Genomic DNA, 12,197 nt, shown 5'->3' with positions numbered 1-12,197 from the left:
TTTAACTCTCCTTATCAAATATCATTCCTATCACATCCCTAAAATACTCAGCTAATCTCATAGCTTCTTCGCTAGGAATTTGACGGATTTCCCTTCCAGTACTTTTTTCAGTCACGCTAATATACATAGAACCGATTTTATCACTATAACCAAAACGAACATTGGTATCTAGAGAATCCATTTGCTCATTTAACTTTTTTGCAATATCAGCTAACTTTTCACTCACACCTCGTTGCTGTCCATCATCGCCTCCTTGGCTTTGACTTCTATCGGTTTGAATGTTTAAACTAGCCTGTGTCTCACTTGTTCTTTGGCTAATGTTTGCCAAAGCTGTATCCATTTGCCCATTTGCCTTCGATATTTCCATTTTAAAATCCTTTTTAAAATTTCCTATTGCTAGTTAAAAGCTTATATCGACAAATTTATAAATTTATGAACACCTATAAAGAAAATTTTATTTTTCAATAATAAAAAATAATAAGCAAAAACTGTGCCAAAATTTTAAAATAAATCTCAATTATCTTAAAAAATTTCAAATTTATTAAAAAGATCTGGATTATTTTCTAAAATATTACGCAAGATCAAATCTTCTATCACGCTTTTAGTGCAATCTGTTTGCTTAGGCCAAGCTCTTAAATAACCCTCAGCTTCACCTTTAGCACTTGCATCTACTCCAAGTCTTTCTTCTTTGATAAAAATATCTCTTTTAGCATCTATATTATTTACCACACGCCAAACAAGCATATAAGAATTTTCAAGCTTATTTTCAGCATCTAAAAATACTAAAATCCTAAAATGTTTTTTAAATTCTAAAAGTTTGTCAAAACTTTGTTCGATTTTTTCTTTTTTATCAAGCAAAATACAAACTATAGGACTTTTACTTTCTTTATAAAATTGCTTTAAATTTAAAAGTTCTACCTTAGTTTTAAAAAGTTCTAGTAATTTTTCATCTTCTAAAATTTCAAGCTCTTCAACTTGTATTTCTTCACAAGCATCAAGTCCTGCTTTACCCCCAAAACAAGAATTAGGCGAAGCATGATCTAATTGATCACAAATTCCTTCTGAAATTAAAATTTTTTCCGCATCAAAACGATTTAAAATATAAGGAATTAAAGCATCATAATCTTTCAAAGAAGGTGCATTTTTATCTACAAAAATTGCATGTTTAACAAAACTCATTTGCCCTACTCCCCAAAATGCATGCATAATTTGTTGTGCATGAGCAGGATATTTTACATCGATTTTTGCTAAGATAAGATTATGAAAGACTCCATTTTCAGGCATATTATAATCAAGTAAATCAGGCACCGAAGTTTGAAGCAAGGGTAAAAAAATTCTTTCAGTACCAAGCCCCATGATCTTATCTTCTAAAGGAGGTTTCCCTACAACCGTTGCTTGATAGATCGCATCTTTTTTAGCATAAATTTTTTCTACTTTCATCACAGGAAAAAGTTCAGCAGGAGTATAAAAACCCGTATGATCTCCAAAAGGACCTTCGATTTTAAACTCTTCTAAATCCACATAACCTTCAATAACTACATCACTATCATAAGGCACAAAAATACCATTTTCACAAGGAGTAAGTTTTACAGGAGTTTTTTTAATAAAACCATAAAGCAAAAGTTCAAAAATTCCCTTAGGTAAAGGTGCTTGAGAACACCAAATATAAAGCGGATCTCCACCTATGGCTATACTTACAGGCATTTTTTTAAAACCAGCATTTTTGTATTCGTGATAAAAATTTGCTCCATCTTTATGAATTTGCCAATGCATTAAAAGTTCATTTTTATCACTCATTTGCAAACGATACATTCCAAGATTATTTTGAGTTTTATCTAAATTTTGTGTATAAACTTGCCCCATGGTAATAAATTTACCCGCATCATCTTCCCAAGTTTTTAGCATGGGAAGTTCTTCAAGGGAGTTTAAAATTTCATAATCATACAAGGCTTTATTTTTTTTCAGTCTTTTAGGAGGAACATTTTTAAAACTTAACAAATTCATAAAAAAATCCATTTTTGCTTTAAAACTCGTAGGAATATGAAGCTTGGTGAGTTTTGAAATTTCTTCAGCCACCTCTTCATAATCACGCCCAAAAGCTAAATTTAAAGCCTTTTCATTGCAAAAAGTATTCATCAAAACAGGAAATTTATATTGTTTATTTAATTTTTTATCTATAGGATTTTTAAATAATAAAGCCTTACCTTTTTCTCCTTTTTTAGCTTCTATATAAGCTAAATGAGCGATTTCAAGATCTACATCTACAGGCTCTTCAATTACCCTTAAAAGATCATTTTCTTTTAAAATTTGAATAAATTCTTTCATATCATACTCTCAGCTTTTTTTAAAAGTTCTTTAGCACCTTTAGCAATAAACTCCTTAGCCAAACTCTCCCCAAAACCTTTAAAATCATTCTTTTTAATCATTCTTTTATCTTTTAAAATTTCACTTCCATCGGGTAGTCCAAGTACCGCACGCACACAAATTTCATCTCCTAAAAGCTCTGCGTTAATACCTATAGGAACTTGACAACCCCCTTCTAAAGTAGCAATAAATTCTCTTTCAATGCTTGTTTCAATCAAAGCATTTTCATCATTTAAACATTTTAAAAGTTTTAAAATTTTTTCATCATTTATACTTTCTATACCTAAAGCTCCTTGAGAAGCTGCAGGAATAAGCTCATCTTTACTAAATTCATAAACAAAATTCACTTGCTTATCTAAGTTTAAGCGTTTAATTCCCGCCATAGCTAAAATAATCGCATCAAATTTATTATTTTTTAATTTCTCTATACGAGAATTAACATTACCACGCAAAGAAACAATTTCTAAATCAGGTCTTAACAATAAAAGCTGCATCTTGCGTCTAAGACTAGTAGTGCCTATTTTTGCACCTTTTGGCAAAGAAAGAAAATCTTTATAATTTTGACTTAGCATAGCATCATTGCTTTGCTCTCTTTTACTTACCGCCGCCAAAACTAAACCTTGAGGAAAAAAACTAGGCACATCTTTTAAACTATGCACCGCTAAGTGTGCTTCTTTTCTTAACATACTTTCTTCAAGTTCTTTTGTAAAAAGTCCTTTACCACCAATTTTTGCCAAAGGAGAATCCAGCAAAACATCGCCTTTTGTTTTAAAACCTTCTAAAAGCACTTCAATTTGATGTGTATTTTTTAAAATTTGGGCTACATGCTCACTTTGCCAAAGAGCTAATTGACTTTTTCTTGTTGCGATAATAAGCTTCATTTTCTATCCTCTATAATTTCAACATCAATAATTTCTTCATTAGAATTTTGATACTCTTGCTTGGTGTATTGATATTTTGATTTAGTTATTAATTTCAAAGCAATACCAAAGAAAAATACAAAAATTCCAAAAACACTTGTAATAATCCCTGGAAAAATAAGTAAAAACCCTGCAATAACAAAAGAAAATTGTGTTAACATATCCTTTAAGCCGCCCATTTGAAATTCAAGCATATTTTTCCAAAAAATTCCCAATAAAACCGCACCAAAAATCATACTCAAAAGTATGAAAAATAAAAAATTACCAAAACCAAAAAACACTATAAAAAGTATACTTGCAATAATTTCAAGTACAAATAAAGGGCTTAAACTTAATTTATAATTCATAACACTTTCTTTTTAAGAATTTCCATAAGTTCATCAGTTTTTATAAGTTCTTTTATCAAACCTTCTCTTTGGATAAACTCTATTTCATTATTTTCTAATCCTTTACCAATAACTAATGCATAAGGAAAACCCATAAGTTCAAAATCATTCATTTTAACCCCAAAACGCTCATTTCTATCATCAAGCAATACTTCTAATCCAAGATTAGTTAAATCCTCATAAAGCTTATTAGCAAATTCTAAAGCCTTTTCATCTTTGAGATTTGAAATAATAATTTCAAGCACAAAAGGAGCTAAAGTTTTATTCCAAATACATCCTTTTTCATCATGATTTGCTTCAATAGCTACAGCCAATAAGCGTGAAACACCTATACCGTAACATCCCATGTAAAAAGGCTGGCTTTTGCCATTTTCATCTAAAAAATTTGCATTCATCGCTTTAGAATATTTTTGTCCGAGTTTAAAAATATGCCCTACTTCTATACCTTTGCTTTGTTTTAATTTTGCTCCACATTTAGCACAGCAATCCCCTTCCTTAACTTCAATCAAATCTTTAAAACGATCTTTGTTTAAATTTACAACATCAATGCCGATTAAATGATAATCTTTTTCATTCGCACCCATAATCATCTGCTTTTCGTTTTCAAGCTCAAAATCTATATAAAAATCTACATCTTTTAATCCCACAAAACCTATAAAACCAGCTACCAAACCAGCTTTTTCTAATTCTTCTTCGCTCGCATCGACTAGTTCAAGGGCACTACAAGCATTTTGAGCCTTGATTTCTTGTAAATCATCACTTCCTCTTATAAAAAACACAACTAATTTGCTTTCATTTTCGTAAATAGCTTTTTTTACCACTGCTTTAATCGTATAAAAAGCATTGATTTTAAAAAATTGTGCTAAAGAATCTATAGTTTTAATATTTGGAGTGTGAAATTTACTCGCATAATTTGCTTCAGGACGCTCATCTTGACAAGTTTTTTTAGCTCTTTTTGCAGCTTCAACATTAGCCGCATAATCACAATTTTCACAAATTAAAATATCATCTTCTCCATTTTTTGCTAAAACCATAAATTCCTTAGAACCACTTCCACCAATAGCCCCACTATCAGCTTCAACTGCTCTAAAATCAAGCCCCATTCTTTGTAAAATTTGAGAATAAGTTTTATACATAAGCTCAAACTCACGCCCTAAATCTTCTTCATTAGCATGAAAACTGTATCCATCTTTCATTAGAAATTCACGACATCTTAAAAGCCCAAATCTAGGCCTTGCTTCATCACGAAATTTAAGTCCAATTTGATATAAATGCAAAGGAAGTTGTTTATAGCTTGTGATTTTGTTTTTTACCAAAGAAAGCATAGCTTCTTCATGTGTTGGACCTAAAACAAATTCATTTTCTTTTCTGTCTTTAAAACGCAAAAGTTCTTTTCCAAAAACATTATAACGCCCACTTTCTTGCCACAAACTTGCAGGAGTGATAAAACTAAGATTTACTTCTTGTGCTCCAGCCTTATCCATTTCTTCTTTAACTATATTTTTAATCTTATCTAAAACTCTTTTTCCCAAAGGCAAGAAATTATAAAGTCCACTGCCAATTTGTTCTACAAAACCCGCACGCGTTAAAAAAATATGACTAGGCAAACTCGCATCTTTTGGTGCTTCTTTTAAACTTGGTGCATAAAATTTAGTAAATCTCATCATTATTCTCCATATCAAATTCACATTTATATTGATTTAAACCTTCAAGATTATTTTGTAAATCAAAAACATAACGCATAGCATTAATCACTGTATCGCTTTGCATTTTACCTTGTAAATGTTTCAAATTCACAGTAGGTGTGTGTAAAAAAGCCTTAAAAACTTGATGAATCAACTTTCTAGCCTCTTCTTTATCAGATTTTTTCAAATATCCTTTTTTTAACGCAATTTCAAGTTGTTTATCTGCATATTCTTTAGCTTGCAAGCGTATGGCTTTGATAATAGGCATCAAAGCCAAATCGTTTAAATACCTAAAAAATTCACTTGTTTCACGACCTATTATCCCATAAGCCATACGAGCTTCTTGTTCTCTTAGTGCTAAATTTTTTTGAACCACAATCTCAAGATCATCTACGGCAAAAACAGATATATTTTCATTTTCATTGATATCAATATCCCTTGGAACTGCAATATCAAAAAAATACCTTTTATAAGGAAGTTCTTCTATTAGAGAATTTGTAATAATAGCATTTGGTGCATTAGTAGCTGAGAAAAAAAACTCGTATTGATTTAAATATTTTTTTAAATTTTCTAAACTATCATATTCGCTTAAAACACCAAGTCTCTCACACAAATCTTTAGCTTTTTGTAAATCACGATTTAAAATAATCACTTTAGCACCCGCAGCAATTAAATGTTTTGCCGCAAGTTCTCCCATCTCTCCAGCTCCAATAACAACAGCTTTTTTTTGCGTTAAATCTGCAAGTTCTTTTGCTTTTGCCACGGCAACACTAGCTACAGAGATAGGATTTTTAGAAATTTGAGTTTCATTGCGTACCTTAGCAGCACATTTAAAAGCACTATGTACTGCTCTTGAAAGATGTACTCCGCAAAAATTATTTTTTACTGCAAAAGCAAAGGCATCTTTTAATTGCCCTGCTATCTGAGTTTCTCCAACCACCAAACTATCCAAAGAACTTGCTACGGAAAAAAGATGATGGATTGCTCCACTATCTTCAAAAATATCAGCTTTTTCAAGTAAAATATCTTTATCCACATCACAAAGCAAAGCCAAAGATTTAACAATAAACTCCGCACAAGCCATTTTTACAAAAGCAACAATTTCAACACGATTGCAAGTACTTATAACCAAACATTCTTCAATATTTTCATGAGTGCTAATGATTTTTAAAAACTCACTTTTTTTAGCTTCATTGAAAAAGCTTAACTTTTCCCTTAAGGCAATATCTGTATTTTTATGAGTAAAAGATATACAATAATACATTAAAATTCCCTATCTATCATAGCTTTAATAATATCATTAAGCTTGTTATTATCATATTTTTCAATCGCTTTACTAGCCTTTTTTGCATAAGTTTTAGCTTCTAAAATAGCTTTTTCTAAAGCTTTTTGTTCTTCAAATTTAGTTTTTAGCCACTCTTTTTCATTTTCATTTAAATCTTTTTTAAATAAAGTCTGCAAATATATCCTATCTTGTTCTTGCAAATTTTCATAAAGATAAATATAAGGTAAGGTAGTCTTACCCTCTTTAAAATCATTCATAGCAGGTTTTCCAAGAATTTTTTCATCACTCTTAATATCTAAAATATCATCAATCATCTGAAAAGCAAGTCCTAAATTTTTACCATATTCTGCAAAATCTTTTTCATATAATCCAGCCAAAATAGCTCCGCATCTCGCACTTGCTTCAATCAAAACAGCTGTTTTATTATAGATCATTTTCAAATAAGCTTCTTTATTGATATTAAATTTCTCTCCCAAATCAACATCCATAAGTTCGCCTATAGCAAGCTTTACAACAGCATCTGAAATAATACTTGCAAATCTAGCATCCATTTTGCTTAATTCATAAAAGGCTTTTGAATACAAAATATCGCCCAACATAAGAGCATTTTTTGTACCAAATTCAGCATTAACAGATCTTGCTCCACGCCTTAATTCACTCTCATCGATAATATCATCATGTAACAAACTAGCAAGATGTATCAATTCTATAGCCGCACAAATTTTAAAAGCAATCTCACTCTCATCTGCGATAGCTAATAATAATTTAGAGCGTAATTTCTTTCCTGATTTTACATTTGAAAGCATATTTAAAATAGGTTCATAGCCAAGCTCTTGTAAAAACTGTTTTATTAATTCATCTATTTTTTGCACTATCTTTTCCTTGTTAATTGCTATTATTATTTTCTTTGCTTGTTAATGGTTTTACCTGAGGTTCGTTAAAATTAATCATAGGAACAACCTGATTATTTTGCGGTGGATTTTGTAAAGCTTTTTTTCTCGGATCTAAAAATTCTACCATTAAGCGAGATTCCTTATCTTCTATATAAACCGTAAAAGTTGCCAAACCTTTATTATAACCACTAAATTCTAAAATAAGTCTTGCTCTATCAATATGTGGATTAGTATAATCAGGTATTAAAGTTTGAGTTACCCAATCTAAATTTCTTCTTAAACTCATCACAAATTGACGCGGATATTTGCGAAATTTCGAATGTACGATGATATTAGTATTATCAAACAAAGTCCAATAAAAATCAAAATTTTGTACCTTATCTTCATAGCCTATTTCTTTAATCTGCACACTAGCTCTCTCATCTTTTTTAAGTATAAATTTATAAGTATAATCAAAAGTTGGTTCAGATGCTAAAACATTACTAAAAATAAAAAAAATATAAATTAAACAAGGGCTTATTTTAAACAATTTTAGCCTTCGTGTCCTAAAATTTTTGTGCCCAATTCTATATAAATATCATTTTGCCTTTCTTCTATAAAATCACCATTTTCTAATATGAAATTTTTTACATCCATTTCTGTTAGACCTTGTTTTTCCAAAAGTTCCACCATAGCAATATGATCAGCAAAAAATTCCTCAAAAACTTTTTCTAAGGCTCCTAAATTTCCATTTTGTATAATTTCTATAAATTTTTCTTTTGGAGTTTTATTAAACATTTCATCAAAAAAATCCATTAATTTTCCTTGAAAATATAAGTTTTTGATTATAAAATTTTAATCGTTAAAAGTAGCTAAATTAAAATAATTAAAATTTAAATTTTATTTGCAATGTGTAAAATTTTAGAAGTTAAATTCCGCATGATGCGGAATTTATTATGAATGTGGTTTTGCTTGAGTGGCGTATTTTACACCCAGATCAAAAGCTTTAGCATTTGCATCACGAGTTTTTGCAGGAACCATATGAAGCATAGTTTCTTTTAAAACATCTAAATCTATACATTTACTCATATAAGCAGCAATTGCAAGTGCAACAACTGATTGAGTAGCCACATTTCCTACCTCATCTTTAGCTATGGTAATAATAGGGATTTCAAAAATTTGCCATTTTTTATAATCTTCACTTTCAGGATGTACTAAATTTGGCTCTACAACTATAATACCTCCTTCTTTTACACCCCCACGAAAACCTTTATAACCCTTATCTGCAGTCGAAAGCATAAAATCTACTTCCCCTTCTACAGCATAAGGAAATAAAATTTCTTTATCATCAATGATAATATCCACCTTAGTAGGGCCACCACGCACTTGTGAAGTGTAAGTAGAAGCCTTAAAAGCTTGACGACCTTCTTTAATGGCTGCTTCTGCTAAAATTTCTCCTGCGGTGATAACACCTTGTCCGCCTTCACCGCCAAATCTTAATTGATATTTCATTTTAAAGCTCCTAAATCCACCATTCTTTTTTCTTTAGCCGCACGACGCACTTCTTCATAAGCATGACAATATTCTGGCTGAGAATTATCTTCATGTAAAATTCCTGTTGGAAACTTATCTTTTCTTTCTTCAAAATCCATGCTTTCAAATTTAGCTTTATCCACAACACGATTTTTAATCCAATCAAGCATAGCCACAGCTTCACCCATTTTGTTTTTTCTACCTAGATTAATATGACAATTTGAAAAAACATCTACAAAACTATAGCCCTTGTGTGCTAAAGCTTTGTAAATTAAATTTTCAAGCTTATTAGCTTCTATCACATTGCCCCTTGCCACAAAAGAAGCTCCTGCGGCTTTAGTTAATTCACACGCATCAAAATTAGGGTCAATATTTCCAAATTGAGCTGTTACTGTATAAAAACCTTTTGGGGTGGTTGGGCTTGTTTGGGAATTCGTAAGTCCATAGATAAAATTATTGATCACAATGTGGGTTAAATCAATATTTCTGCGACAACCATGTATAGTATGATTTCCACCAATTGCTAAAGTATCCCCATCTCCACTTACCACAATAACATGTTTACTAGGATTGGCTAATTTAATACCCGTTGCATAAGCTATGGCTCTACCATGAGTTGTATGAACTGTATTGCAATTTACATAAGAACTCATTCTACCACTACAACCTATACCTGAAACAAGACAAACATCATCCATATTCCAACCAAGTTTTTCTATCGCACGGATAATACATTTTAAAACAACGCCATCACCACATCCCCAGCACCACTGAGTAGGCATTTTATCTACTCTTAGATATTCATCATAATTAAAAGCCATTTATATATTCTCCTTTACCTTAGCAATAATTTCACTTGGAGTGATAGGACGACCATTTGCACGGTGCAAGCTAATAAAATCGCGACGCGAAGTTACTCTTTCAATCTCTTCAAGATATTGTCCCATATTAAGCTCGCTTACCATTACTTTTTTAAATTTGCTTACAACTTCAGCGATTTTTTTCTCAGCCACTGGATAAAGAGTAATCGGACGGAAAAGCCCCACTTTAATCCCTTGCTCTCTTAATCTTTGTATAGCTTCTTTTGCTGAACGACTCACGCTTCCATAAGCAATGATTAAAAATTCAGCATCATCAAGCATATACTCTTCATAAGTACAAATATCTTCTTGATTGTTTTTTATTTTACCTATGAGTCTTTCCATATTTTTTTTCACTATAACTCCATCTTCAGTTGGAAAACCTATATCTCCATGATGAAGTCCTGTAACATGATAACGATAACCTGTAAAGAAAGGATTTAAAGTTGCAGGCTCATTTTCTCCTGCTGCATAAGGTTTATAATCCTTTTTATCGCCTTCAAATTTTTTACGGTTATATACTTTAATATCTTTTAAATCAGGTAAAACCGCTTTACCATTCATGTGCCCTACAGTTTCATCCATAAGTAAAAATACTGGAGTCATATATTTTTCAGCTAAATTAAACGCTCTAATGGTTTCTGTATAAGCTTCTTCAAGACTTGCAGGAGCAATAGCAATACTTGCAAAATCCCCATGAGTTGGTGCTTTAGCTTGAAACAAATCTCCTTGTGCTACACGAGTTGGAAGACCTGTTGAAGGACCACCTCTCATAACATTTACAATCACAAGTGGAATTTCAGCAATAAATGCAAGTCCTATTTGCTCTGCTTTTAAAGAAATTCCAGGACCGCTACTTGCAGTCATGGATTTTACTCCACTCATTGCCGCACCAATAGCCACGCTAATACCTGAAATTTCATCTTCCATTTGTATAAAAGTTCCATCATTTGCAGGAAGCATATGGCTTAATTCATGAGCTATCTCACTACTAGGAGTAATAGGATAACCTCCAAAAAATTTACATCCACAATCAATCGCAGCTTTGGCGATTAAAACATTACCTGTTGCTATAACTTCTCTCATTATTTTTCCTATGCTAATTTTTTGTATTTGTTATTTTTTACGGCTACAGCTCTATCTTTAGCCTCAGCAGTAAGTTTGGCAAATTTAAATTCATCTCTTTTTGCCACCATAATAGCAAAATCAGGGCAATGTGTCTCACACTCGGTACAGCCTATACAGGATTCAGGGTGTACCACCTCTATCATTTGTCCTAAAACCGCATGCACATCATCGCGCATAGCTAAAACCCCAGCGGGGCAATAGCTAACACAAATATTACACGCTTTACATCTATGCTCATCTACCCAAACAGGGGTATCTTTTGGAGCTGTCATACTCATGTTTTTTTCCTTTATTAACCTAATATTTTTTGAATTTCTTCACCAATTAAAGCCGGAGAATCCACCACATGAATTCCATAGCTTTTTAAAGCTTCTTTTTTAGCTGCAGCACTTTCATCAGCACTTCCTACTATGGCACCTGCATGCCCCATTCTTTTGCCTTTAGGAGCAGTTGCACCTGCAATGAATGCTACCACAGGTTTGCTAATATTTTCTTTAATAAATTTAGCCGCTTCCACTTCCAAACTACCACCAATTTCACCTATCATTACAATAGCTTTAGTTTCATCATCTTTTTGGAATTCACTTAAAAGTTCTTTATAAGCAAGACCTATGATAGGATCACCACCAATTCCTACTGCAGTAGAAATTCCATAACCACCTTGAACTACCTGATTAGCAGCTTCATAAGTTAAAGTTCCACTTTTTGAAATAAGCCCCACGCAACCTTTTTTAAAAATAAAACCTGGCATAATACCTAACTTACATTCTTCAGAAGTGATAATACCTGGACAATTTGGTCCAATGATTTTCATACCCTTTTTATTAGCATATTGCTTAGCAAACATCATATCCTTTACAGGCGTATGCTCGGTGATTACAACTGCAAGCTTAATACCCGCATCAGCTGCTTCAATCACGCTATCACCCACAGCAAAAGCAGGGACAAAGATCAAGCTCACATCAGCCTTTGTTGCTTTAACCGCATCTGCAACGGTATCAAAAACTGGTTTACCTAAATGAGTTTGTCCGCCTTTATGAGGGGTGACACCTCCAACTATATTTGTACCATAAGCCATGCATTGCTCAGCGTGAAAAGTTGCTTCTTTACCTGTAAAACCTTGAACTATTACTTTTGTATTTTTATTAACCAATATACTCATTT

14 protein-coding genes are annotated in these 12,197 nt (G+C 32.0%); all 14 read right to left on the bottom strand.

Annotated elements, in window-relative coordinates:
• Nucleotide 1: 1 nt before the first annotated feature.
• Nucleotides 2-367, bottom strand: a complete 366-nt coding sequence (gene flaG / locus AT682_RS02650; RefSeq protein WP_002804769.1) for a flagella length regulator FlaG — start codon at nt 365-367, stop codon at nt 2-4.
• 155 nt (nt 368-522) lie between these two features.
• Nucleotides 523-2,325, bottom strand: a complete 1,803-nt coding sequence (gene ubiD, locus AT682_RS02645) for a menaquinone biosynthesis decarboxylase (RefSeq protein WP_004306840.1) — start codon at nt 2,323-2,325, stop codon at nt 523-525.
• Nucleotides 2,322-3,245 (bottom strand): hydroxymethylbilane synthase, encoded by a 924-nt coding sequence (gene hemC / locus AT682_RS02640; protein ID WP_002874860.1) that lies wholly within the window; start codon nt 3,243-3,245, stop codon nt 2,322-2,324. Before hemC ends, ubiD begins: the two co-directional genes overlap by 4 nt.
• Nucleotides 3,242-3,631 (bottom strand): FxsA family membrane protein, encoded by a 390-nt coding sequence (gene fxsA, locus AT682_RS02635; protein ID WP_002868065.1) that lies wholly within the window; start codon nt 3,629-3,631, stop codon nt 3,242-3,244. Before fxsA ends, hemC begins: the two co-directional genes overlap by 4 nt.
• Entirely contained in the window at nt 3,628-5,337 is a 1,710-nt protein-coding gene (gene proS / locus AT682_RS02630; protein ID WP_016818286.1) for a proline--tRNA ligase, read from the bottom strand. Before proS ends, fxsA begins: the two co-directional genes overlap by 4 nt.
• Nucleotides 5,321-6,619, bottom strand: a complete 1,299-nt coding sequence (gene hemA, locus AT682_RS02625; RefSeq protein ID WP_002874862.1) for a glutamyl-tRNA reductase — start codon at nt 6,617-6,619, stop codon at nt 5,321-5,323. Before hemA ends, proS begins: the two co-directional genes overlap by 17 nt.
• A complete protein-coding gene (locus AT682_RS02620) occupies nt 6,619-7,512 on the bottom strand; it encodes a hexaprenyl-diphosphate synthase (RefSeq protein WP_002861263.1) in 894 nt (297 codons plus the stop codon). The genes hemA and AT682_RS02620 overlap by 1 nt, the downstream gene beginning before the upstream one ends.
• Nucleotides 7,513-7,525: 13 nt before the next feature.
• A complete protein-coding gene (locus AT682_RS02615) occupies nt 7,526-8,062 on the bottom strand; it encodes a hypothetical protein (RefSeq protein ID WP_004306843.1) in 537 nt (178 codons plus the stop codon).
• A 2-nt stretch (nt 8,063-8,064) separates the two neighbouring features.
• Nucleotides 8,065-8,328, bottom strand: coding sequence for a DUF2018 family protein (locus AT682_RS02610; protein WP_004306844.1), 264 nt, complete (start codon nt 8,326-8,328; stop codon nt 8,065-8,067).
• Nucleotides 8,329-8,466: 138 nt separating this feature from the next.
• Nucleotides 8,467-9,024: a 2-oxoglutarate:acceptor oxidoreductase subunit OorC gene (gene oorC, locus AT682_RS02605; protein WP_002864641.1), complete on the bottom strand. Its 558-nt coding sequence runs from the start codon at nt 9,022-9,024 to the stop codon at nt 8,467-8,469.
• A complete protein-coding gene (gene oorB, locus AT682_RS02600) occupies nt 9,021-9,866 on the bottom strand; it encodes a 2-oxoglutarate ferredoxin oxidoreductase subunit beta (RefSeq protein WP_002854895.1) in 846 nt (281 codons plus the stop codon). Before oorB ends, oorC begins: the two co-directional genes overlap by 4 nt.
• Nucleotides 9,867-10,991, bottom strand: a complete 1,125-nt coding sequence (gene oorA, locus AT682_RS02595; RefSeq protein WP_002858560.1) for a 2-oxoglutarate synthase subunit alpha — start codon at nt 10,989-10,991, stop codon at nt 9,867-9,869.
• Nucleotides 10,992-10,999: 8 nt separating this feature from the next.
• A complete protein-coding gene (gene oorD / locus AT682_RS02590; RefSeq protein WP_002854819.1) occupies nt 11,000-11,311 on the bottom strand; it encodes a 4Fe-4S binding protein in 312 nt (103 codons plus the stop codon).
• A 14-nt stretch (nt 11,312-11,325) separates the two neighbouring features.
• Nucleotides 11,326-12,195: a succinate--CoA ligase subunit alpha gene (gene sucD / locus AT682_RS02585; RefSeq protein WP_002855278.1), complete on the bottom strand. Its 870-nt coding sequence runs from the start codon at nt 12,193-12,195 to the stop codon at nt 11,326-11,328.
• Between the last annotated feature and the right edge of the window lie 2 nt (nt 12,196-12,197).

The organism is Campylobacter jejuni (genome assembly GCF_001457695.1).
In the GTDB taxonomy this organism is placed as follows: domain Bacteria; phylum Campylobacterota; class Campylobacteria; order Campylobacterales; family Campylobacteraceae; genus Campylobacter_D; species Campylobacter_D jejuni.
This window is presented reverse-complemented; position numbering and strand designations above follow the sequence as displayed.